This is a genomic window from Pseudomonas sp. ICMP 3272 (assembly GCF_001466905.1).
Classification (GTDB): Bacteria; Pseudomonadota; Gammaproteobacteria; order Pseudomonadales; family Pseudomonadaceae; genus Aquipseudomonas; species Aquipseudomonas amygdali.
On the sequence record NZ_LKEK01000049.1, the window covers coordinates 11846 to 35863 of the forward strand.

The following is a 24018-nucleotide window of genomic DNA, read 5'->3' on the forward strand; positions in this document are numbered from 1 at the left end:
CCCCGCTGACACACAAACGATCAATCAATGAATGACGTAAGGAATAACTCCGTGTCCATGATCAAACAAGGCCTGGGCCTGAGCCTGTTGGCGCTCGGTATCGCCCAGGCAGGCAGCGTGTTCGCTGTGACGCCGATGACAGGCAACGAAGTCGAAGCGCGCGTAGGCGCAATGCTCGACAACATGACGCAATCGGAAAAAATCAATTTCTCGCGCGTTGACGACGGCCGGATGATTCCGAAGCTGGACAAGTTCAACCTGCAGGGTACGGTCGCCTATGATTCGGCGATGGGCGTGCTGGTCGGCGGCAAGACGTTCGGTGCGCAGTACCCTTCCCCGTCAGCACTCGCAGCCACCTGGAGCATCAACCGGGCCAAGGAATTCGGTCTGGCGATCGGCTACGAAACCCGCATAGCAGGTGGACAGCAAATGCTCTCGCCAGCCATCAACCTGTACCGTACGCCTTTCAACGGGCGAGCGGCTGAGTACATGAGCGGCGAAGATCCGTTTCTCGGCGCAGTACTGGCACCGGCAGTCACCAACGGTATCCAGGTTCAAGGCATACAGGCGGCCGCCAAGCATTACCTGATGAACGAGCAGGAAGCGAATCGCCATTATCTGGACGTGAAAATTGACGAGCGAGCGATGCAAGAGCTGTATCTGCCTGGCTTCGAGTCACTGGTCAAGAACGCCAATATCGCCTCGATCATGTGCGGCTACAACAAGATCAACGGCGAATATGCGTGTGAAAACCACCACCTCATCACCGACATCCTGAAAGGCCAATGGGGCTTTCAAGGTAACGTCATGAGCGATTTCAACTCGGTTCAGGACGCCTTCAAGGGTGCCTGGGCCGGCACCGATATCGACATGCCAAGCGGCCTTCAATTCACCGAAGCCAAACTGCTGCCTTATGTCTGGAATGGTCAGTTGCACCAGAACGTGATCGACGACAAGGTGCGCAGGAACCTGAGAGCACTGGTCAGCTACGGCTTTGACAAGGGAATCAACAAGGCGCAACCGCTGGAGCATCGTGAATACGGGCAATTGGCGGCATTGAACGTGGCCAGGGAGTCGATAGTCCTGCTGCGCAACCAGCCGGTAGACGGAAACAAACCTCTGCTGCCACTGCCCAGAAACGCAAAGATAGCCGTCATCGGTGATCTGGCCATGCAGCCGCCGACCGCGCCGTTTGGTACGGCTTATTCGGCGCCCGCAAGCTATGTCACTGAACTGAGCGGGCTCAAGCAACTGGCGTCGAACACATCCAACGTGGAATACCTTTCACAGATGAGCCTGAACCCGAAGTCGTCGGTCTGGTATCAGCCAGCTAAAGACCAACAGGCCATCAGCAATACCGGTGTAAAAGCCGAGTATTACGCCAATACCTCGCTGTCCGGCGACCCGGTTGCAACCCGCGTCGAACCCGGCATCAATCTGGACTGGATTACCAACACCAATCAGACCGATAACGGCACCAGCACAGTCAACGGCTATACCCCGTCAGCAGGCGCGTTCTCGGCGCGTTTCACCGGCAAGATCAAACCGACGATCAGCGGCCCTCAGGTGTTCAAGGTACGCGCGGACGGTGCCTATAAACTCTGGATCAATGACGAGCTGGTGCTTGAGGATGAGGGCTCGCAAGTCTCGTTCGACCTGATTCCAGTGGTGCCGCGCACTGTCAAAACGGCCAGTCTCAAGGCCGGTACCGAGTACAACGTGCGCCTGGAATATCGCCGGCTTAAAGGCAACTTCACTCCGGTGCTGGGTGGCATGAACGGTGTGCAGATGAGCTGGGCATCGTTGCGTCCACCGAAGAACCTGGGAGATTACGACGCTGTCGTGGTAGCCGCCGGCAATAACTTCGAATACGAGGGTGAGTCGCTTGATCGGCCGTTCGAACTGCCGCAATTCCAGTCCGAGTTGATCAGCTTCATTCAGAAAGCCAACCCCAAAACCATCGTCGTACTGCACGGTGGCGGTGGTATGGATATGCAGCCCTGGGCTGACAAGGTAGCTGCATCTCTGCACGCATGGTATCCGGGGCAACAGGGTGGTCAGGCACTGGCCGAAATTCTGTATGGCAAGGTCAACCCGTCGGGCAAGCTTCCGATCACCCTGGACAAGAAGGCGCAGGACAACCCCAGCTATGCTTCCTACTCGAACCCGGTGCCGTACTATTTCAGCAGCGCTAATCCCCCTGTCGAAATGAGCTACAGCGAAGGCCTGTACATGGGCTATCGCGGTTACGACAAAAAGCACACCAAACCGCTCTATCCATTCGGTTTCGGGCTTTCCTATACCACGTACGAGTACAGTGATCTGAAACTGTCGAGCAACGTATTGGCTCCGGGCGCGACCATTCAGGCCTCTTTCAAGGTCACCAATACCGGTGACAAGGCAGGGTTTGAAGTGGCTCAGCTTTACGTGCAGCCATCCAGGCCTCAGGTTGATCGCCCGGAGAAAGAGTTGAAGGGCTTTACCAAGGTTTACCTGAAGCCAGGCGAAAGCAAAACCGTCACGATTGCACTGGACTCGCGTTCTTTCGCTTATTACTCACCCGACTCGGTGAGCTGGAACGTCGACCCTGGCAAGTTCAAGGTCCTGGTTGGCAAGGACTCGGAAAACCTGACACTCGACCGCACGGTAGTAGCGCTTTACCCGGAGCAACTGACCACACGTGATTCAAACCCCCTTCCAGTCCCCCTGCGCAAGGCAGTACAAGTCAAGGCAGAACAGGCTTACTAAGCAACAGTAACCCTGAGTAGCGGTAATCGGTGGTCGATGCGACCACCTATTACTCTCATGCAATGGATCGTTGATCAGCGCCCTGTCAGATCCTGCGCCAGTCGTTCGAGAAACCTGGCAAATGCACTGTCTATCTGCACGTCTGCTGGCGATCGAAGCCACTGAATCTGCATGCCGTCCATCATCGCAGCTATCTCGAGGCTGATTTGCCTGACATCAACGTCCTGGCGAATTTCACCTGCCTGAACCAGCACATTCAGATGCGTCTGAAGATGACTGTGCACAATCTGGAAACGCTCACTGAACCAGCGGTGTGCAGGGTGCGTGACCGACAGACTTTCAGTGTTGATGATCATCAGTGCCTGGCTGATGGAGGCGTCTTCGATGCTGAAACTCATGACCTGCCTCAGAAAGGCCATGAACCCCTCCAGCGAAGCGACTTGCCCGGCGTCCTGCAACCTGGCAACAACGTACTGATCCCGATGCTCAAGAACAGCTTGCAGCAACACCAGTTTGGTCGGGAAATGATGCAGCAATCCGACCTGAGAGAGACCTGCAACCTTGGCAATGTTAGACAGCGAGGCACCCGCATAGCCATCCCGGGCAAAGATGGTCATGGCTGCCTGAATGATCTCTGCCTTGCGTACCTCCCCCTTGGGCAGACGTCGCTTCACCGCAGGCTGCTTGACTGTGGCGGGTGTACCAGAACTGTTTGAATTCACGGACATACGAAGGGCACTGTTCGCACAACGAAAGGATAAATCGTAGCATGCGCTCGAGAGAAAACCGGAAAAAAGGCCTGACCGCCGATATTGACGCCCTTTAAAGAAACCCACGCGAATGCCGATGCATACCGAAGCCCGACGGTATGTCGATCGCCATAGAGAGACATACCCAAAGTACGGCATCTGACACCCGGACGCGCAGGAGGACTGGCAAACCTCGACAGTGACTGATTGCAGTACGCAAGGCAGGCTACGGGCAAGTGCCCGCCCATGCAGACAATTAACATGTGAGCCGGAGGCGCTCTGAAATACCTGACAAGAGAAGAGCTGGAAGCACAGGTAGCGCACCTGCGCGCAGCACTTGAAGAAGCCGGTATCGACGCTGGGCCGGACAACGGCGCAGCAGCACTGCCCAGCCCGGAGGTGCGCAAGCGTGCGGCCTTTGACAGCGCGCTGGACTTTGCCATGATCCTCACGGATCCAGCCGGCATCATTACCGACTGGAATCCGGGTGCAGAACAGGTGTTAGGCTGGTCCGCTGCGCAAATGGTCGGGCAGGATGCAGAGTGCTTCTTCACGCCGGAGGACCGCGCCTGCGGCCGGATCGAACATGAAATGCAACTCGCCCTGAGCGTCGGCCGAGCGTCGGACGAACGCTGGCACCTGCGCAAGGACGGTCAGCTGTTCTGGGCGTCCGGCGAAATGATGCCGCTGTATGGCGAGGAAAATACTCACCTTGGCTTCGTCAAGATCCTGCGCGACCGCACCCGCGAGCATCTGGTGGCACGCGCCACCGAAGAAGCCCAGGAACGTTACCGGTTGGCCGCCAAGGCTACCAATGACGCAATATGGGATTGGGATTTTGCCGCCAACCACGTGCTCTGGAATGACGCACTGGAACAGGCATACGGCCACCCGCTGGCAACACTGGACACCTCGGGTGACTGGTGGATAGCCCAGATCCATCCCGATGACCGGACACGCATTTACCACTCTATCCATGCTGTGATCGACGGCCACGGCACTGCCTGGACCGATGAATACCGTTTTCGTCGGCTCGATGGTACTTACGCCGATGTTCTGGACCGTGGCCATGTGATACGCAACAACGAGGGCAAGGCCGTACGCATGATCGGCGCGATGCTCGACCTGTCACAGATGCAGCAGGCAGAAAACGCGCTGCGCAGGAGCGAAGAGCGCTCCAGGGCCATGCTGGAGACCATCGAAGCAGCGTTCGCCATCATCCAGGTCAAGTTCGATGCAGACGACAGCCCGGTAGACTACCGCTTCATCGAGGTCAACCCTGCCTTTGAACGTCAGGCGGGTGTCGATTTGCGTGGCAAGTGGGTGACCGAGTTTGCCCCGGACCTGGAGCGTTTCTGGTTTGAGGCTTATGGTCATGTCGCCAAAACCGGCGAGCCTGCCAATTTCGAGAATTACGCCAAGGCGTTCGAGCGCTGGTTCGAAGTCAGAGCGGTGCGTGTCGGAGAGCCGGCTGACCGACAGATCGCCGTCATCTTCAGTGACGTGACGGAGCGACGGGACGCCGAGGAGCGACTGCGCACCAGCGAAGCCGTCGCACGCGCGAACGTCGACCGCGTTCAGCTCGCACTCGCCGCGGGTGCGATTATCGGTACCTGGCATTGGGACTTGACGGCCAACCGCTTTACCGTCGACGAAGCCTTCGCCAAGGCGTTTGATCTTGATCCCGCTCTGGGCTTCGATGGTTTGAGTCTGGAACAGGTCATTGCCACTGTTCACCCGGAAGACAAGCAATGCCTGATCCATGCGATCAATGCGGTCATCACCAACGGACGTGTTTACGCCCACCAGTACCGCGTTCGTCGTACTGACGGGGTCTACTACTGGATCGAAGCCAACGGCCGCGTCGACCGTGCCGATGACGGCACTCCCCTGAGCTTCCCGGGCGTGCTCATCAACGTCGATGAACGACGCGCTGTGGCGGCCGAGCGCGACCGGGCCACTGCGGCGCTGCGCTCGCTCAACGACACGCTTGAACAGCGCGTGGCAGCACGCACTGCGGAACTGATGCAGGCTGAAGAAAAACTGCGTCAGTCGCAGAAAATGGAAGCTGTCGGGCAACTGACTGGCGGTCTCGCCCATGATTTCAACAACCTGCTGGCAGGCATTTCCGGTGCTCTGGAACTGATGAGTACCCGTATTGCGCAAGGGCGCTGGAACGATGTAGACAAATACATCGTCACCGCACAGGGCGCCGCCAAGCGCGCAGCGGCCTTGACCCACAGGCTGCTGGCCTTCTCTCGACGTCAGACGCTGGACCCGCAGCCGACCGACGTTAACAGGCTGATGAAAGGCATGACGGACCTGATCCAGCGTACGGTCGGCCCCAGCATCGTGGTCGAAACCATCGGGGCCATGGGGCTATGGGCAACGCTGGTCGATGCAAGCCAGCTGGAGAACGCGCTGCTGAATCTGTGTATCAACGCCCGCGACGCGATGCCGGACGGCGGCCGCATCACGATCGAGGCCAGCAACCAGTGGATAGAGGGTGAGGTGGCGCAGGGTCACGATATGCCTGAGGGTCACTATCTGTCGCTGTGCGTAACCGACACCGGCACAGGCATGACGCCCGATGTCATCGCCAAGGCATTCGACCCCTTCTTCACCACCAAGCCCATTGGTCAGGGCACCGGTCTTGGTCTGTCGATGATTTACGGGTTCGCCAACCAGTCCGGCGGCCGGGTGCGCATTCAGTCGCAGGTGGGCAAGGGAACATCGATATCCCTTTATCTGCCGCGTTACGACGGTAAGGCGACCAGAGACGAGAGCGATGTGCACCAGGCGCCGTTCGAAGTCACCCAGTCTGGAGAGACCATTCTGATCGTGGACGACGAACCGACGGTACGCATGTTGCTTACCGATGCGCTCGGCGATCTGGGTTATACCCTGATCGAGGCGGCCGACAGCCTGGCCGGCCTCAAACTGCTGCGCTCGGACGTGCATATCGATCTGCTCATCACCGACGTAGGATTGCCCGGTGGCATGAACGGGCGACAAATGGCCGACGCCGGACGCGAAGTACGTCCGCATCTGAAAACCCTGTTCATCACCGGTTATGCAGAAAACGCAGCCATTGGTGACGAGCAACTCGGACCCGGCATGCGGGTATTGACCAAGCCGTTTGCGATTGATGCTCTGGCTGCCCGAGTCCAGGAATTGATGAGTGCCTGATGCAACCGGCTCGTTGCAATCGTGCTTCGGGCCTTCGACATTGAGCGCTGCGCAAACCCGGTGCTAACATGCGCGACCGCCATGCAGGCAAGGGAATAACCGGGTCATGAGCAGTATCCGCGAGCGCAACAAAGAACTCATCCTGCGCGCTGCCAGCGAGGAATTCGCCGACAAGGGCTTCGCCGCCAGCAAGACCAGCGATATCGCGGCCAAGGCCGGTGTTCCCAAACCCAACGTCTATTACTACTTCAAATCCAAGGAAAACCTCTATCGCGAGGTGCTGGAAAGCATCATCGAGCCCATCCTGCAAGCGTCGACGCCGTTCAATCCTCAAGGTGTACCGGCCGATGTACTGAGCAGCTATATCCGCTCGAAGATCCAGATTTCCCGTGACCTGCCCTTTGCCTCGAAAGTGTTCGCCAGCGAGATCATGCATGGCGCTCCGCACCTTACGTCAGAGCAGATCGAACAGCTCAATGGGCAGGCGCGGCACAATATCGAATGCATTCAGGCCTGGATCGACAGCGGGCAGATCGCCCCGCTCGACCCCCATCACCTGATGTTCACCATCTGGGCCGCGACCCAGACCTACGCAGATTTCGACTGGCAGATCGCAACCGTCACCGGCAAGGCGAAACTGGAAGACGCCGATTACGAGGCCGCGACCCGGACCATTCTCAGGCTGGTGCTCAAGGGTTGCGAGCCGGATTGCTGAACCCCACCCTGCTTTCCTGCAGACGCAAAAAACCCGCCGAAGCGGGTGGTTTTGCAACATGACCATTCCGACATCCTGTCAGTAGCCTCCTGGCAATGGTCGATCTTCCCTGATCGCTGCGGCGTTCCTTCGCTGCAGCTGTTGAATTGGATCCTACATTCACTCCGGGTCAGTCGATAGAGCCAATCGCGTCTGTTGGTGTAAGCCTTTCGCTATACCCGTGTAGGTCTGTAAAAAAATGTGACTGTCATCTCATGTTTGGTCATGATGCGCCGAGAAGCTTAAAAGGCTCTGCATCGCGTGCTGCGCGGCTCGGTTGCCATAAAAAGAAAAAATAATGCACGGGATGACGATCATGAGTATGCGCAGTTTTTCCATCAGCCGCCGTTTGTGGCTGATCCTTGTGGTTTCAGTGCTGATGCTTTTTGTTTTGTCGGCGACCTTGCTCAGACAGATCCATAACGATCTGTATCAGGCCAAGGCCGAAAAAACCATGCATGTGGTCCAGACCGCCAGCGGCATACTCACCTATTACCAAGGGCTTGAGGCCGCGGGCAGCATGACGCGCGAAGCCGCGCAACAACAGGCCCTGAAAGAGATAAAGGGCCTGCGTTACAGCCAGAACGACTACTTCTGGATCAACGACCTGCGCCCGGTGATGATCATGCACCCCACCAACGCCAAGCTCGAAGGCCAGGATATATCGACCATCAGAGACCCGGACGGCTTTGCAGTGTTCAACGAAATGGTCACGCTGGTCAAAGCCAAGGGTGCCGGGATGGTGAATTATCGTTGGCCCAAACCGGGTGCCAGCGAGCCGGTGAAAAAGACCTCCTACGTGCAATTGTTTCAACCCTGGGGCTGGATTCTGGGCTCGGGCGTGTATGTGGACGACGTAGCCGCAGAGTTCAAGGCACAGCTATGGAACGCCGGCATCTTCATCGCAGGCATCGTGCTGGTCATGATCCTGCTGCTGGTCATGATTGTGCGCAGTATCGTGCGACCGCTGAGAGCGGCAGTCGGTGCAATGGCCAATATCGCCAGTGGCGAAAGTGACCTGACCCGCACGCTGGAAACCCACGGCAAGGATGAAATCACCGAGCTGGGCGTGCACTTCAACGCCTTTGTCGCCAAGCTGCGCAATGTCGTCGGCCAGTTGCAGAATTCGGCCGTGGCGCTGGGCCAGGCCTCGACGGATCTGGGCAGCAATGCCGAGCAAGCGCAGAAACGCAGCGAGCAGCAGTCCCAACAAATGGACCTGGTTGCCACCGCGGTCAACGAAGTGACCTATGGCGTACAGGACGTGGCCAAGAACGCCGAGCATGCCGCCAACGAAATGCGTGATGCCGAGTCACAGGCACAGCAGGGTCAGGTCAACATCGATAACAGCCTGCGCCAGATCGGGCACCTGTCCGCCACCATCGGTCAGGCCGTTGAAGTAATGCAGAGTCTGGCCGGCGAGAGCACGCAGATCGGCAGCGTACTGGAAGTCATCAGTTCGATTGCCGAGCAGACCAACCTGCTGGCGCTGAACGCAGCCATCGAAGCGGCGCGCGCCGGCGAACAGGGCCGCGGCTTTGCCGTGGTGGCTGATGAAGTGCGCCTGCTGGCCCAGCGCACCCAGAAGTCGACCGCAGAAATCCAGGCCATGATCGAACGCCTGCAAAAGCATTCCGACGCGGCAGTCAAGGTAATCGGCGACAGCAGCCGTTCCTCGCAACTGACCATCGAGCAGGCCAATCAGGCAGGCCAGAGCCTGACGTCCATCAGCCAGGCGCTACGCAACCTCAACAGCCTGAACACCTCCATTGCCAGCGCGACTCTGCAGCAGACGCATGTGGTGGACGACATCAACCAGAACGTGACCCAGGCCGCGCAACTGTCCCAAAGCACCGCACTGGCCGCTGAACAATCGACTTCGGCCAGCCTGCACCTGCGCGACTTGAGCGAAGAACTGAACGGGCTGCTGAAGCAGTTCCGGGTTTAAATCTGCATTGCGATGGGGTGCACGGAACCTAGTGCGCCTCTTGTTGCCTGACACCTGCTTAATCAATCGCTCATTTAGCTGCTTATTTATTGCAGGGGGTCATATGCGCACACTGGAATTGGCAGGCAGAACTGTACCAGTGCTGGGTCAGGGCACCTGGCACATGGGTGAAAAAGGGCACCTGCGCTCGGCAGAAATTGCTGGCCTTTGCCTGGGTATCGAACAGGGCCTGACCCTGATTGACACCGCCGAGATGTACGCCGACGGCGCTGCCGAAGAGATCGTCGGGCAAGCCATCGCCGGGCAACGCGACAAGGTATTCGTGGTCAGCAAGGTCTATCCGCACAATGCCAGCCGTAGCGGTATCCCGGCTGCATGCGAAGCAAGCCTGCGCCGGATGAACACCGACTACATCGACCTTTATCTGCTGCACTGGCCGGGTCAGTACCCACTGACCGAAACCGTCGAAGCCTTCGAACGCCTGCAGGAATCCGGAAAAATCGGCGCTTGGGGCGTTTCCAACTTTGATGTCCCGGACATGATCGAGCTGAACAACCCGCGTTGCGCGACCAACCAGGTGTTGTACAACCCGGAACAACGCGGCATCGAGTTCGACCTGATGCTGTGGAGCGCAGACCGCCACTTACCGATGATGGCGTACTGCCCGATTGGCCAGGCCGGCGATCTGCTTTACCACCCTGCCCTGCACGAAATCGCCAAACGCCATGACGCAACACCGGCGCAGATTTCCCTGGCGTGGGTGCTGCGTCAGGACAACATGATCGCTATTCCCAAGGCGACCAACCCGGAGCATATCCGTCTGAATATCGCTGCCGAGCAGATTCGCCTCACCGAGCGCGACCTGGCCGACATTGATCTGGCCTGGCCAGCGCCGACTCGCAAAGTACCGCTGGCAATGATCTGACCGGTGTCGATACAGTAGCAGCTGTCGATTGACTGAACGGCCGCCAATGCGGCCGTCTCTTCATGTGGCAGATGACACACCCGGCAACAAGCTGTCACAAATATGAAATAACGCCTTGTCATCATGCGGCCTTCGCCTCCCTGCCCGGGCCAGGCCGCACGTGGACAGCCATGAACCACAGTATTGCTCACCACCATCAGGACTCCGACCTTTTCGGTCTGCTCTACGGCTTCCGTTTTCGCCACGCTGAAAGTGGCCAGGAGATCGGTTCGGCCGCCGCGCTGGATTACCTGCAAAACCCTCCCGAAGAGAACGACTTCATCTGGCTGCACCTGAACCTGTCGCACGCAGCCTGCGAGCGCTGGATGAAAACCCATCTAGACCTTCCGGAAGAGTTTTTCGAGGCCCTGCACGAGGGTTCGCGTTCCACCCGAATCGAGCACGTCGACGCCACGTTGCTGGCAGTAGTCAACGATGTGGTGTTCGATTTCAACAGGCTCTCGACCGACATCTCGACCTTGTGGGTCTGCGCCCGCCAGCGCTTGCTGATCACCGCCCGGCTGCAGCCACTGCGTTCGGTAGACAAGTTGCGCTCGGCGGTCAAACGCGGCGAACAGTTTGATTCACCGCTGGAACTGCTCGCGCACCTGCTGAGCGATCAGGGCGAAGTGCTGACCCAGTTTCTGCGCAAGACCAGCGTCAACGTCGACCGCATTGAGGACCAGTTGCTTTCGCAGCGACTGAGCAACAATCGCTCCGAACTCGGCGCCATGCGCCGGGTGCTGGTACGTCTGCAACGCCTGCTGGCGCTGGAACCGGGTTCGTTGATGCGGTTGTTGCACAAGCCTCCGCAATGGCTGCGCGAGCAGGATGTCCAGGCGCTACGTCAGTCCATCGAAGAGTCCTCGCTGGTGATCAACGACCTCACGGCACTGGGCGAGCGCATCAAACTGTTGCAGGAAGAGATTGCCGCCAACCTCAACGAACAGAGCAGCAGAACCCTGTTTACCCTGACCGTGGTAACGGTTCTGGCATTGCCGATCAACATTGTCGCGGGCTTTTTCGGCATGAACGTGGGGGGTGTGCCACTGGCATCCGATCCTGAAGGCTTCTGGATTCTGGTGGCACTGGTCGCGACGTTTACGCTGGTCGCGGGACGCTGGGCGTTTCGCAAGCGTGGCGATTATTGACCCGGCCTGCCGGTTGTCAGAAATCTGGCGCAAAAGGCCACTGATTACTCGCATGTCGCATCTCTGTCACATTTTGCAATGACCATGTCAATATTCTTTCAATCAGGATTGCGAACATGGCTATAAACGCACTTTCTCCCGATGCGACGGGCCGGGCGGGCCTGTCGGCAACTCACTTCGGGCGCAAACCGGGTCGACTGACCATGGTCATCTTCTTCGCGATACTCATCGCCGGCCTGCTTTTCACTGGCTACAGCCTCAAGCAGGATGTCGACGACATGGGCACGGTGGTCACCACCTGGACCCCGTTCGTGCTGCTGGGCGTGGCGTTGCTGATTGCACTGGGGTTCGAATTCGTCAACGGTTTCCATGACACCGCCAACGCGGTCGCCACCGTGATCTATACCCACTCCCTGCCACCGGGCTTTGCGGTGGTCTGGTCGGGGTTCTTCAACTTTCTCGGCGTGATGCTCTCCAGTGGTGCGGTGGCGTTCGGCATCATCGCGCTGCTGCCAGTGGAACTGATTCTGCAAACCGGCTCATCGGCAGGCTTTGCCATGATCTTCGCCCTGCTGATCGCGGCGATCATCTGGAACTTGGGCACCTGGTGGCTGGGCTTGCCAGCGTCCTCGTCGCATACGCTGATCGGCTCGATCATCGGTGTCGGCATCGCCAACGCCCTGATGCACGGACGGGACGGCACCAGTGGCGTGGACTGGTCTCAGGCGACCAAAATAGGCTACTCGCTGTTGCTGTCGCCGCTGGTGGGTTTCGGCTGTGCCGCCTTGCTGTTGCTGGCCATGCGCATGTTCATCAAGAACCGTGCGCTGTACAAGGCACCGGAAGGCAACGCACCGCCACCGCTGTGGATTCGCGCCATGCTGATCGTGACCTGCACCGGCGTATCATTTGCTCATGGCTCCAATGACGGGCAGAAAGGCATGGGGCTGATCATGCTGATTCTGGTCGGTACCCTGCCGATGGCCTATGCGCTCAACCGCACCATGCCGGCCGATCAGGCCACTCAGTTCGGCGCAGTGGCAGAGGTCACCCAACAGGCACTGATGCGCAGTGCTCCCCTGCCTGCCCCGGCTGACTCGCGCCAGACCCTGTCGGATTATCTGGTCAGCAAACAGGCAGGCCCCGACCTGATCCCTGCGCTGGCGGTCATGACCGGCAAGATCGGCAATCAGGTCGCCAGTTACGGCTCGCTCTCGAAGGTGCCTGCCGAAGCGGTGACCAACGTGCGTAACGACATGTACCTGACCTCGGAAACCATCCGGGTGATGGATAAGAACAAGGTAGGCAATTTCGACGCCGATACCCAGACCAAGCTCGATGCGTTCAAAGGGCAGATCGACAGTGCGACGCGTTTTATTCCGACCTGGGTCAAGATTGTGGTCGCTATTGCCCTGGGGCTGGGCACGATGGTCGGCTGGAAACGCATCGTCGTGACCGTAGGTGAGCGCATAGGCAAGACGCACATGACCTACGCACAAGGCGCGTCGGCAGAAGTCGTGGCGATGTTCACCATCGGCGCGGCGGACATGTACGGGCTGCCAGTTTCGACCACCCATGTGCTGTCGTCCGGGGTCGCGGGTTCGATGGTCGCCAACGGTTCAGGTCTGCAAATGCGCACCTTGCGCAATCTGGCCACCGCCTGGGTATTGACCCTGCCGGCTGCCATCCTGCTTTCGGGTTCGCTGTACTGGGTGTTCAGCAAACTGTTTTGAGGTCTTCGGCGAGCGGTGCCTGCTGCCATCAAGTCTTGATGCAGGTCGCAAAGAGGACGCGGAGCGTCCAGAAAGGCATGCGACGCGGAGCGTCGCACGATAGTTGCGATTATCGTGCCTCAGGATCCGGTGGTTGATCACCCTCTACGCTGGTGTCGATGCTCACCACCACCGACATCCCAGGCCGCAGGTGCTCAAGCATGGGCTGATCGGCATCGACCACGATGCGCACGGGGATGCGCTGGGAAATCTTCACGAAGTTGCCGGTCGCGTTATCGGCAGGCAGCAGACTGAACTCAGAACCTGCGGCAGGCGAAATTCGTTGTACGTGGCCGCGCATCTGGTGGCCGTCCAGAGCATCAACGGTAAAGCTTACCGGCTGGCCAAGGCGCACATGGGCCATCTGGGTCTCTTTCATGTTGGCCACGATCCAGCGCTGCTCGGGTACCAGCGCCATCAATTGTGCGCCCGAGTTGACGTAGGCACCAAGGCGCACGCCGATCTGCCCCAACTGCCCGTCACGCGGGGCGACAATGCGAGTGTTGTCCAGGTCGATGCGCGCCAGCTCGATGGCTGCCTGCGCATTGGCCACTGAAGCTTCCAGCGAGCCACGGTTGACGATCACCGTTTGCAGGTCCTCGCGGGCGATCTGCAATACCGCCTTGGCTTCAGCAACCGCAGCGTTTGCCTGCGCATCGGCAGCACGGGTCACATCAAGCTCGCTTTTCGATACCGAGCCATCGGTCACCAGTGCCTGATTGCGACGCAGATCGGCAGCGCTCTTGCGGCTCTGGGCGATGCTGTTCTGCAGTTCAGCCTGGCGCTGGCCAATGGTCGCTTCGGCACTGCGTCGCTGTTGCAGGTTATTGGCCAGCGAGGCTTTCTGTACCGCCAGTTGCGCAATGGCCTGATCCAGGCGCTGGCGATAAATACGGTCATCCAGGCGCACCAGCAAGTCGCCGGCCTTGACGAACTGGAAATCCTGAACCGGCACTTCGTACACATACCCGCTCAACTGCGGCCCGATCAGCGTGGTCTGGCCCTTTACCTGGGCGTTCTCGGTGCTCTCTATCGGGCTGGCAAACGGCGGCAGTTGCCAGGCATACAGCACAACCATTACCCCGATCAGCGCGACGGCAGCGAAGATCACCGAAGACACGACTCGCTTGCGGGTCGAGCGCGGCTTGCTGGTCACCGGGGACGTCAACGGTGCCGGTGGCGGCGCGCTGCGGGTTGTTTCTGTATCTGAGGTCGTGGATTCGTTCATGAAGATTTAACGCCGGAATTGGATACGGAGGGCGAAGCGGCAGGTGCTACAGGCGCCAGCGCCAAAGGTTGAGTGGTCATTTTCAGCCACAGGACCCGGGCTGAAATCCAGATCATGGTCAGCACGGCAATCAGGGCGATCAGCATGAACACATCGTTATAGGCCAGCACGTTGGCTTCTCGGGTCGCAGCCGTAGCCATTGCGCGCATGCCTTGAGTGTTGCGCAGCGCCGGGTCGGCAATAACCGAACTGTAACTGGCGCTGTAGCTCTGCAATCGCGCCTGAACCAGCGGGTCAATCAGGGTCAGGTGTTCAACGATATGACTGGAGTGAAACTTCTCGCGCACGATCTGGAAAGTGCCCAGTGCAGCAGACCCGATCAGGCCGCCAATGTTTTGTGTGATCCCGAACAACACCGAAAAACTCACCATGTTGCGCGGGTTGGCCAGTACCCCGCTGATCCCCAGCACCAGCGTCGGACCGAGAAAAAACGTACCGCCGAACGCCAGCAGGAATTGACTGAGGTACATGTTCGACTGACGGGTCAGATTGGTCGAATGGCTGTCCATCCAGGCACCGACGGCCATCATCGCCAGAGAAATCAGCAACGGCTTGATCAGGTGCGCGGGGTTGATGGTCAGCGCACTGACCGCCAACCCGGCGACACTGCCCAGCAACATCACCATATACAGCGTGTGCAGTTGCTGACTGCCCATGTTCAGCGCCTGAAGAAAACCTACCGCGCCCACTGACTGCTCGGACAGCACCACGCGAAACAGGATAACGGCCAGCCCGAGACGCAGAATCGCCCCGCTGCCGAGCCAGCGCGTGATCAGCAACGGATTGCTGCGATTATGCTCAATGGCCAGTCCGGCGCAGATCAGCACAATGGAGGCCGCCGACGCCAGGCCTATCCACTGCGCTTCCAGCCACCATTCGATACGCCCCAGTGAGAGAACCGCACAGAGCAGCGCAAAGCCGCCGGCCAGCAGGCCGAAGGTCAGAAAATCCAGTTTTTCGAACGCCTTGAAACGATCACCCGGTGGCAGCTTGAGCAGCAGTACGCAACCCAGCGAGAGTAGCGCCATACCCAGTTCAAACAGGTACAAACCGCGCCACTGGGCGATCTGCAACAAGTCTTCGGACACCAGCCGGGCCAGCGGCGTCGCCAGCTGGGCGGTGCCAAGCCCGAGTACCAGCGCCTTGAGCCGCCACTTCTGCGGAAACGCCTGAATCATGTAGTACAGCCCAAGGGTACTGAGCGCAGCACCGACCATGCCGTGCGCCGCACGCACGGCGATGGCCGAGTCAATATCGTTGACGAACAGGTGCGCCAGCGTCACCAGCGCATAAAGCACCAGAAACAGTTCGGTGAACGCGCGCAAACCGAACTGCTGACGAAACTTCACCAGCAGCAGATTCATTGACACATTGGTCATGATGTACGCAGCGGGCAACCAGGCGATGTCTTGCGACGTCGCACCCAGCGCACCCTGCAAATACGGCAGGTTGGCAACCACCAGCGCGTTGCCGAGCCCGCCAGTCAGCGCGACGATCACCCCCACCAGCGCAAATGCCCAGCGCCGCGCATCGGAATGCAGCGGCGTCGAAGGCGAGCCGGGCATGGTCGGACGCTCATGGGCGGCCCACTCGCGCGGGGCATATTTATCGGTCATAAAGAACGGTCATGGAGGCTTTCATGGGTGCACCCGAGGAATTCCCTTTTGTGACACTAATGACAGTCATAATACTCATCAGCCAGGCAATGATTCACCTCAGCCAGCCCGGCGCAGTAAAGCTCAGTCCCCCGCAAACGCTCTAAATAGTGGCTTTGTAAAACTTCAGGCTATGCTTAAACGCAGTTTTGCTTTGCACATTTGCGCTGCTAGGATCTTCTGCGACGCTCCAACAAGACTCGAACAAGAAGAAAGCGCAACCGAACAAGGAGTTCAGAATGAGTTCACAGGTTTCATCGGCCCGCCCGGTTCGACAACCCACCAGCCGGGATTCGATCGTTGTCGAGGTGCGTAACCACGTGGGTCACCTGACCCTCAATCGCCCGGAAGGCCTGAACGCAATCGATCTGGACATGGTCCGCACACTTCGCCAGCAGCTTGATCTCTGGGCTGACGACCCGTCTGTTCATGCAGTGGTTCTGCGCGGCGCAGGTAGCAAGGCATTCTGCGCAGGCGGCGATATCCGTTCACTGTACGAAAGCCATCAGAACGGCCAGGACCTGCACTACACGTTCTTTGCCGAAGAGTATGAGCTGGACCTGACCATTCACCGTTACCGCAAACCGATACTGGCCCTGATGGACGGTCTGGTGCTGGGCGGCGGCATGGGCCTGGTCCAGGGCGCAGACCTGCGCGTGGTGACCGAACGCAGCCGGCTGGGCATGCCGGAAGTCGCCATTGGCTACTTTCCGGATGTCGGCGGCAGTTATTTCCTGTCGCGTCTTCCTGGCGAGCTGGGCACCTGGCTGGGCGTGACCGGGTCACAGATCGGCGCTGCCGATGCCTTGTACTGCGGGCTTGCCAACTGGTCGATGAACAGCGAACTGCTGCCGCGCCTCGACCATATGCTCGACCACCTGAAATGGAAATCGACACCACTCAAGGACCTGCAGGGTGCCCTCGCCAAGCTGGCGACCCAACGCCTGCCCTACCCGCCTCTGGAAACCCTGCGCCCGGCCATTGATCATTTTTTTGGCTTGCCGGATATCCCCAGCATGCTCGAGCAGTTGCAGGAGGTGGTCATCGGCGACACCCGTGAGTGGGCGCTGGATACCGTCGGCCGCATGAAGCGTCACTCGCCGCTGGCGATGGCCGTGACCCTGGAAATGCTCCGTCGTGGCCGTCACTTGCCACTACAGGACTGCTTTGCCATGGAACTGCACCTGGACCGCCAATGGTTCGAGCGCGGCGACCTGATTGAGGGCATACGCGCCCTGATAATCGATAAAGACAAGAAGCCGCAATGGAAACACGCCAGCGCGCAGGACGTCAGCAGCGCGCATGTGCAGAGTTTCTTCAGCGGTGTGGAGAATTAAGTCGTGCACGACCTTGAATTGACCGAAGAACAGGTAATGATTCGCGACATGGCGCGCGACTTTGCCCGCAACGAAATCGCTCCGCACGCCCAGGCCTGGGAAAAGGCTGGCTGGATCGATGATGCACTGGTCGCCAAACTTGGCGAGCTGGGCCTTTTAGGCATGGTGGTGCCGGAGCAATGGGGCGGCACTTACATCGACTACGTCGCCTATGCGCTGGCGGTTGAGGAGATCTCCGCCGCCGACGCAGCTACCGGCACGCTGATGAGCGTACACAGCTCAGTCGGCTGCGGGCCGGTGCTCAATTACGGGACTGATGAGCAGAAACACACCTGGCTGGAAAAGCTCGCCACCGGTCGGGCGATAGGCTGCTTTTGCCTGACCGAACCGCATGCGGGCTCCGAAGCCCATAACCTGCGCACTCGTGCCGAGCTGCAAGGTGATGAGTGGGTCATCAATGGTGCCAAACAGTTCGTCAGTAACGGCAAACGCGCACAACTGGCCATTGTGTTTGCCGTGACCGACCCGCAGCTTGGTAAAAAGGGCCTGTCAGCGTTTCTGGTACCCACCGAAAACCCCGGTTTCGTGGTTGACCGCAGCGAACACAAGATGGGCATCAGGGCGTCCGACACCTGCGCCGTCACGCTTAACAATTGCCGTATCCCGGCGGCCAATCTGCTGGGTGAGCGCGGCAAGGGGCTGTCCATTGCCCTCTCCAACCTGGAAGGTGGCCGTATCGGCATCGCGGCGCAGGCGCTGGGTATCGCCCGCGCAGCGTTTGAGGCCGCGCTGGCCTATGCGCGTGAACGCGTGCAGTTCGACAAGCCGATCATCGAGCACCAGAGCATCGCCAACCTGTTGGCCGATATGCACACCCGCATCAATGCCTCGCGGCTATTGATTCTGCATGCCGCACGCCTGCGCAGCGCCGGGCAGCCGTGCCTGTCCGAAGCCTCGCAAGCCAAGCTGTTCGCTTCGGAAATGGCCGAGTGGGTGTGTTCCAAAGCAATCCAGATTCATGGCGGCTACGGCTACCTGGAAGACTACCCTGTCGAAAGGTACTACCGCGACGCGCGCATCACCCAGATCTACGAAGGCTCCAGTGAGATCCAGCGTCTGCTGATTGCCCGCGAACTGCGTCACTACCTGGTCTGATAAACGCGACTGCCCCGGCGATGCCTGTCGCCGGGGCATGCTGTCAGCGCGTCGTGAATCGCTCCCGCCCAAGCAGTGTCACCAGCAACGCGACCGAGTCGGCGTTTTTAAGCGTGATGTCGATACGCTTGCGAACATCGTCGTAAAACACGTCTCGAGCCTCATCTAGGGTCTTCTTACCCGCTATCCGCAGAATCGTCTGCTTACCATTACCGTCCGTTCGCCTCAAGTCGCGCCACGCGTCTTCATCCAGCTGCCTGAACAGTTTGTCGCGGTCAGTGTGGTAGGACAGGGTCTTCTGCTGTTGATAGGTCAGCTCGTTTCTGATGCGCAGTCGATACTCCGATGCATCATCCAGTAAATCAACAAACGGCGCCTGAGATTCGAGATAGGCAATGTCGTCAGTCTTGAGCACCAGGTGAGATAACTCATGAATCAGGATCGTGGCGCGATAATGCGGACCATGCTTGAATTCACCCGAGCGAATGACGTTGAGCTTGAAACGGTAGGTAGGCAAACGAAAAAACTGCTCAGTCAGAAAAACCCGCCTTAATGGGTCAGCTTCGAAGATAAATGCACTGGCGGACTCGTTGCCCACCCGGTTAATGCCGACCACGTAACGCGTGGAGTCGATAGGCGACATCGAAGGGCTCATCAACTCCTCATAAATCTTGGTAACGGCCTTTTTGGTGACTTTATATAAATGCTCATCCGGGACCTTCTGAGCAAAAAAATCAGCCAGTATCTTTTCCGTCCGTGGATCTGCCTTTCCGTCCGGCAATCGCCTGGTCAGGTTGGCCAGACAGTTTTCCAGATAGTGCTGAGCCTGAGCATATGCATCTTCGATGGCCTGGGCCATTTCTCGATAGGAATGTCGAATCTCGGACATACCTCGAGCATTGATGACTATCAGGTCGTCAACCAGATCATCAATGACGCTGCCTTCAATACGGGTAAGCGCACCACCGCCACCTCTTAGCCCGCCCTGAATATCGAGTTTCCATTGCTGATCGGCATCAAGACTGACCGAGGGGCCAATCTTCTTGCCCGCAATAATGAACCAACCGTCCTCATCGGCCTGCAATTCATAGGTCTTACCACCAATGGCTGCATACTTTCTACCGGTGGCCGGATCGCGGTAGACACTTAACAGCTCATCCCTTTGCAGCGTGTACAAGGCGATGTCATGAGCTTCGAATTCGCGCAGACGGTCTCGTATCTGCTGCGTCAGTGAGCTATTGCTCCAGGAAAACCCGGACTCATTGGGCTCATCTTCCAGTTGCAAAAGCGTGTCGGACAGAGCAGCGTCGTCTGGTAACGTGCTGGTCTCGTCAACCGCACGTGATGTGAGTGCCGAAGAGTTCTGACCGGAAGAGATCATTACGCTCAAGGCAGCCATGAACTCCGACAGGGCCTTGCCCCAGTGCTGCCCCCCGGCCGAGATGACCGACAGATTCAATAGCGCCTGCCCCTGGATGATACCAACCAATGCACCCAGACGCCCCGGCATCAGTGCCATGACTTGCTCGGCCCCCAGAGCGAACAGGTACCGGGAAGCAGCGCGGCGCTGTTCGGCATTAGTGACACTGTGCTGTTGCACTTGTAACTTCAGCGTATCCAGAGCACCCTCGAACATCAGCAGCAGACAGTTACCGTTATAGGGATCGATTTGCACGGTCACCGGTGCAGGAGTATCAAAGGGCACGTCAAAAGAGGATTCTGCACTGAAAGGTAGATGCGGCTCCACGAAGCCACCTTTGTCATAGACTTTGCGCAAATGGGGATCAACACGATCCAGAATGTACGCTTGAAGATAGGTAGAGGTATGGATGTCCCTCAACAGCGCAGCCTGGTCCGTGTACTCCTTGAAAACAAATTCGTCGTGCAGTGGCGCGTAAAGCACCCACGGTCCCGATTGGCTTTCATGCGGCCCCATCAGATACGTATTGAGTACGAGGGTCGGCTCCCAGCCTTCCTTGGCAGGGAGCAACTGCAGGGGGCTGAATACCATCTTGCAGCCGTTGACGGGAAGGCGTGCAATGGCATCAGGCATATCAAGAACGTTTTCGATAACCGTATAAGCTTGCTCGGACAACTCATTCTTGAGCCTGAGGGCAAACGCTCGCAGTATATCCAGCGAAGGGATCTGATCGACGAACAGTTTGCGTCGCTTAAGGTAATCAGGAGCAGTCGCGGCAAGGATCGGCTCGAGCATGCTCCGGTAACCCGCAGCGATGTCCAGCGACCTCACCAGATCACGAACGTAAGCCGGAGTGAGCGACGCGTTCAGTGGCTTATCGTCCGCTGATGAGAGAAGGATGACCCCGTCCTGCCTGGACAGGAAACGGTCGATGGCATATTCCACAAGGGTTTCGCTGACTGATTGTGTGGCCGCCGGTATCGACTGGGGTGTCTGCCCCGGTGCGACCGGGACGGGAATGTAATGCGCCATTGTCACCCGGACGCTTTCAGGGTCAGGGCGAGGCTCGGTGAAATCGGTGTTGAACCTGCTTTTCAGTCGCTCGCAGGAGTAGTCGTAGAGACTGGGTATATCAAACAAAAAATCTTTCTGGCCGACACAGGTCACATAGAACCGCTGCAGGGCATTCACCAGCGTAATCTGATCAGTCCCCGACGCTTCGCTGACCCATGAAGGGACGATGGCTTTGTAGATGATGAACTGGATGGCAACGCCCAGATAGCCAAGAGCCTGGCGATTTCGGTCATCGCGCTCGCCTGCACCCAGCAGGTTGACGAAAAGTTCTGACGGTACCCGCCAGGTCACGGCCTGCTGATAAAGATACGCCACAGTGCTTCGCTGACGTTCCACCTCGCCACGTTGTAACGTTTCGATGAAATGCTCTTCAATGCGTTGCAGTTTTACCTTGAGATCCAGCGTGCCAGTCTGGGTACGATGATCAAGCAGCCTCTGCCTGTCCGGCTCGGCAAGAACCCCTGACAAGTGCGAAACCAGTTCGAAACCTGTCAACCGCGCAGCAACATAGTCTTTCAGTGCCTGCAGGGTTTCGAAACTTACAAGTCCCTTGCTCAGTACCCACAGAGCGGGCGAGCTGTGAGCAAGCCTGTTATTGATCACGAATGCGTTGGGCACCTGGATTGCAGGTGATTCAGGATCGAACTGAACAGAAACGGTGAACGCATCGACCCGTGACTCACCCAGAGCCTCCCTGAGAGCAGGCAGTGGCCGGTCCAGTAATTGCTGAACGCTCTCGATGACCGACTCGGGAAGCAAACCTGTACGCTTTTCAACAAGCAATTCCAGGCGCAGTGCATACTCGCGGACCAGGCCGGATATCACACCGGGGCGCTCGCTGCTATCCAGCTGACGAACCGTACGTGAATAGAATTGGCTGATTTGCTCTTCGAAACGGCGAGCAAACTCTTCCTGTACACAGACCAGTATTTGTTCGAGCAATGCCAACGGCAGACGTTGCAACGGCCGATTCAGAACCGGAGTTATCAGCCCTGCCACCACCACGCTGTCTGACAGGGGGTCCTGCGTGTAGCCGCAAACGCGGTCAAGCGCCAAAGAAAGCAGCCGCACAGGCACCGCATCCACGGCAGCCGGCAAGATCCAAAGGGCCCGGGCATCCAGAGGTGGTCCTCCAATTACAGCCAGATAACGGTTCAGCGCGTGGCGCATGCAGCCCTCTACACCGGCATGCAGAACATCAACGCGCTCAAGCAACACATCAAGCTTCTTCAGTTTGCCAATCCAGTTGTAAGAAGGCTCGGAAACAAGATCCGGATGCTCCCCCACGTTAGCCTGGATCGAGGCCCCCCAGGTTTGGCCAAAAGGCAGCACTTCCGGACGCCAGCGCCCTGAGTCGTGGAGGTTTGATAGCCGGCCATCCAGGAGTCCGCGAATATCCAGTGCATCATCAACCCGAACCGGATTTTTTTCATATTGGATCGGTGGCAGGCCCAGGACATAACGCAGATTGCGCTTTTGCAGAGCGATCACAGAGTCAGCGAATTCACTGAAAAACACGTTGGCGAACGCATCCTGATACGACTCGACCTTACCCTTCTCTTTAATGGCAAGGTGATCGTTCAAGGATGAATAAAACAGCAGCTCGGCACGTGAGGGGTCGCTCAGTACGTGCGCTATTGCACGAGCCGGATCATCAAAGCGCAAGAAGCCCGACAGCGAGAAGTAGAGAAACGCACTCGACGGCTGTTCTGCGGGAAAATCAATCAGGAACACGCCCACCAGCTTGACAGGCTCCTGTCCAGCAACGGTGACTGACAACCGTTGAACGCGTATCGACTGTGCATTGCCAGGTTGCGAGGGTAACAGGCTGAGCAAACAGCGATACTCTGCTTCAGTCATCGTGCCATGTGCCCGGCTCGATAAAAGATGCTGAAGAAAGCACTCAGCGAGCGCATGACCAATAAAGTCTCTTACTGTACGGCCGTCCTGCCGTTTTGACATCCAGTAATCAGACAGCAATTGCTCGTATGCAGCGTGGACTCCCGAAACCACGTCAGCCAGCGCCAGCTCGAAAAGCTCGCTCTGCGCTTGCGGCAAGACAAGGCCCCGCGCATCCAGAAATTGCCGTATCAGACCCGTCGGAAGAACGTTCAGGGAAAATGCCTGCACAGCAGCATCAGCCAGATACTGAGTGCCCACTACCGATGACACCACCGGATTGGCTCCGGGGTCAGTGCCCAGAATCTGCACCACCTGACTGAAAACGTCGACGCTGTCTGCGACGCCTCTCTGCACTAACGCCGTCTGCAAGGCCTTGCCTGCCGCAGCTCGCAGGTCCGGCAGCTTCTGCAACTGGACCAACAGGCGTTCCAGATGCCCGGCCTGCTGGCGCATGATCGCCAGCGTACGCGCTTCGAAGAGCGAGCCCTCGACACGCTCTGCCTCGATAGTCGATATATCGCTGACGTCGCCAAACCGCTGCTGCAAGGCAATTAGCAGCGAAGTGCGGCTCTCGAATCGCTCAACCCCGAAGGTCAGGGTACTCAAAAAGACTGGCGCGGCACCTGGCGTGGGGTCGCTGATTAACAAGGCACCCGCAAGTTCGGCGTTATCGGGCGAATTGTCGCCTATGATCAGCCGATCAGCTCTTGGACGGGGTGCATCGCTGTTGGGCTCGACACTTACTCCGACCAATAATTGCAGCCACTTGCCATCTTCACTGCTGATGCGCGAGCTGCCGACTGCGTCATGAATGTCCTGTGTGAATCGGCTGCGCAGAGAGTCGCTGAAAAAATAGGGAAGTACTGTTGGCATGTGCTGTTTCCTTTGAATAGCCCTCATCGCTCACTGCGC

General features: G+C 58.3%; 13 protein-coding genes. 9 read left to right on the forward strand and 4 right to left on the reverse strand.

Features of this window, described 5'->3' with window-relative positions; all coding sequences use genetic code 11:
• The first annotated feature begins 57 nt into the window (after window positions 1-57).
• Window positions 58-2748 (forward strand): beta-glucosidase, encoded by a 2691-nt coding sequence (locus tag AO068_RS12040; protein WP_058408468.1) that lies wholly within the window; start codon window positions 58-60, stop codon window positions 2746-2748.
• 74 nt (window positions 2749-2822) lie between these two features.
• Here the strand turns inward: AO068_RS12040 and AO068_RS12045 are convergent, their stop codons facing one another.
• A complete protein-coding gene (locus AO068_RS12045; protein WP_058408469.1) occupies window positions 2823-3476 on the reverse strand; it encodes a TetR/AcrR family transcriptional regulator in 654 nt (217 codons plus the stop codon).
• 324 nt (window positions 3477-3800) lie between these two features.
• Here AO068_RS12045 and AO068_RS12050 point away from each other — a divergent pair, with 324 nt between their 5' ends.
• The 6 genes from AO068_RS12050 (at window position 3801) to AO068_RS12075 (ending at window position 13236) form a co-directional block, all read left to right on the forward strand.
• Window positions 3801-6686: a PAS domain-containing hybrid sensor histidine kinase/response regulator gene (locus tag AO068_RS12050; protein WP_058408470.1), complete on the forward strand. Its 2886-nt coding sequence runs from the start codon at window positions 3801-3803 to the stop codon at window positions 6684-6686.
• A 106-nt stretch (window positions 6687-6792) separates the two neighbouring features.
• Window positions 6793-7401, forward strand: a complete 609-nt coding sequence (locus AO068_RS12055) for a TetR/AcrR family transcriptional regulator (RefSeq protein ID WP_058401939.1) — start codon at window positions 6793-6795, stop codon at window positions 7399-7401.
• 355 nt (window positions 7402-7756) lie between these two features.
• The gene (locus tag AO068_RS12060; protein ID WP_080394892.1) at window positions 7757-9388 is read left to right on the forward strand and encodes a methyl-accepting chemotaxis protein; all 1632 of its coding nucleotides are present in this window, start codon (window positions 7757-7759) and stop codon (window positions 9386-9388) included.
• Window positions 9389-9491: 103 nt separating this feature from the next.
• Complete coding sequence (locus AO068_RS12065; protein ID WP_058408471.1) at window positions 9492-10313, forward strand: aldo/keto reductase; 822 nt, start codon at window positions 9492-9494, stop codon at window positions 10311-10313.
• Window positions 10314-10483: 170 nt separating this feature from the next.
• The gene (locus AO068_RS12070; protein ID WP_002552763.1) at window positions 10484-11503 is read left to right on the forward strand and encodes a transporter; all 1020 of its coding nucleotides are present in this window, start codon (window positions 10484-10486) and stop codon (window positions 11501-11503) included.
• Window positions 11504-11619: 116 nt separating this feature from the next.
• Window positions 11620-13236, forward strand: a complete 1617-nt coding sequence (locus tag AO068_RS12075) for an inorganic phosphate transporter (RefSeq protein ID WP_005733138.1) — start codon at window positions 11620-11622, stop codon at window positions 13234-13236.
• Window positions 13237-13345: 109 nt separating this feature from the next.
• Here AO068_RS12075 and AO068_RS12080 read toward each other — a convergent pair whose 3' ends face one another.
• Together AO068_RS12080 and AO068_RS12085 are read right to left on the reverse strand one after the other, a co-directional pair.
• A complete protein-coding gene (locus tag AO068_RS12080; protein WP_058408472.1) occupies window positions 13346-14503 on the reverse strand; it encodes an HlyD family secretion protein in 1158 nt (385 codons plus the stop codon).
• Window positions 14500-16179, reverse strand: coding sequence for an MFS transporter (locus AO068_RS12085; RefSeq protein ID WP_058408473.1), 1680 nt, complete (start codon window positions 16177-16179; stop codon window positions 14500-14502). Before AO068_RS12085 ends, AO068_RS12080 begins: the two co-directional genes overlap by 4 nt.
• 278 nt (window positions 16180-16457) lie before the next feature.
• Between AO068_RS12085 and AO068_RS12090 the strand changes: the two genes are divergently transcribed.
• Both AO068_RS12090 and AO068_RS12095 read left to right on the forward strand, forming a co-directional pair.
• Complete coding sequence (locus tag AO068_RS12090; protein ID WP_058401935.1) at window positions 16458-17555, forward strand: enoyl-CoA hydratase/isomerase family protein; 1098 nt, start codon at window positions 16458-16460, stop codon at window positions 17553-17555.
• 3 nt (window positions 17556-17558) lie between these two features.
• On the forward strand, window positions 17559-18710 hold the full coding sequence (locus AO068_RS12095) for an acyl-CoA dehydrogenase family protein (protein ID WP_004664374.1): 1152 nt from the start codon (window positions 17559-17561) through the stop codon (window positions 18708-18710).
• A 43-nt stretch (window positions 18711-18753) separates the two neighbouring features.
• Here the strand turns inward: AO068_RS12095 and AO068_RS12100 are convergent, their stop codons facing one another.
• Window positions 18754-23979, reverse strand: coding sequence for a dermonecrotic toxin domain-containing protein (locus tag AO068_RS12100; RefSeq protein ID WP_058408474.1), 5226 nt, complete (start codon window positions 23977-23979; stop codon window positions 18754-18756).
• Window positions 23980-24018: the final 39 nt, after the last annotated feature.

Bases quoted from the DNA above. Each gene is read 5' to 3' on its own strand.
- AO068_RS12040 (WP_058408468.1), top strand. From the start codon at position 58: ATGATCAAACAAGGCCTGGGCCTGAGCCTGTTGGCGCTCGGTATCGCC.
- AO068_RS12045 (WP_058408469.1), bottom strand. From the start codon at position 3,476: ATGTCCGTGAATTCAAACAGTTCTGGTACACCCGCCACAGTCAAGCAG.
- AO068_RS12055 (WP_058401939.1), top strand. From the start codon at position 6,793: ATGAGCAGTATCCGCGAGCGCAACAAAGAACTCATCCTGCGCGCTGCC.
- AO068_RS12060 (WP_080394892.1), top strand. From the start codon at position 7,757: ATGAGTATGCGCAGTTTTTCCATCAGCCGCCGTTTGTGGCTGATCCTT.
- AO068_RS12065 (WP_058408471.1), top strand. From the start codon at position 9,492: ATGCGCACACTGGAATTGGCAGGCAGAACTGTACCAGTGCTGGGTCAG.
- AO068_RS12070 (WP_002552763.1), top strand. From the start codon at position 10,484: ATGAACCACAGTATTGCTCACCACCATCAGGACTCCGACCTTTTCGGT.
- AO068_RS12075 (WP_005733138.1), top strand. From the start codon at position 11,620: ATGGCTATAAACGCACTTTCTCCCGATGCGACGGGCCGGGCGGGCCTG.
- AO068_RS12080 (WP_058408472.1), bottom strand. From the start codon at position 14,503: ATGAACGAATCCACGACCTCAGATACAGAAACAACCCGCAGCGCGCCG.
- AO068_RS12085 (WP_058408473.1), bottom strand. From the start codon at position 16,179: ATGACCGATAAATATGCCCCGCGCGAGTGGGCCGCCCATGAGCGTCCG.
- AO068_RS12090 (WP_058401935.1), top strand. From the start codon at position 16,458: ATGAGTTCACAGGTTTCATCGGCCCGCCCGGTTCGACAACCCACCAGC.
- AO068_RS12100 (WP_058408474.1), bottom strand. From the start codon at position 23,979: ATGCCAACAGTACTTCCCTATTTTTTCAGCGACTCTCTGCGCAGCCGA.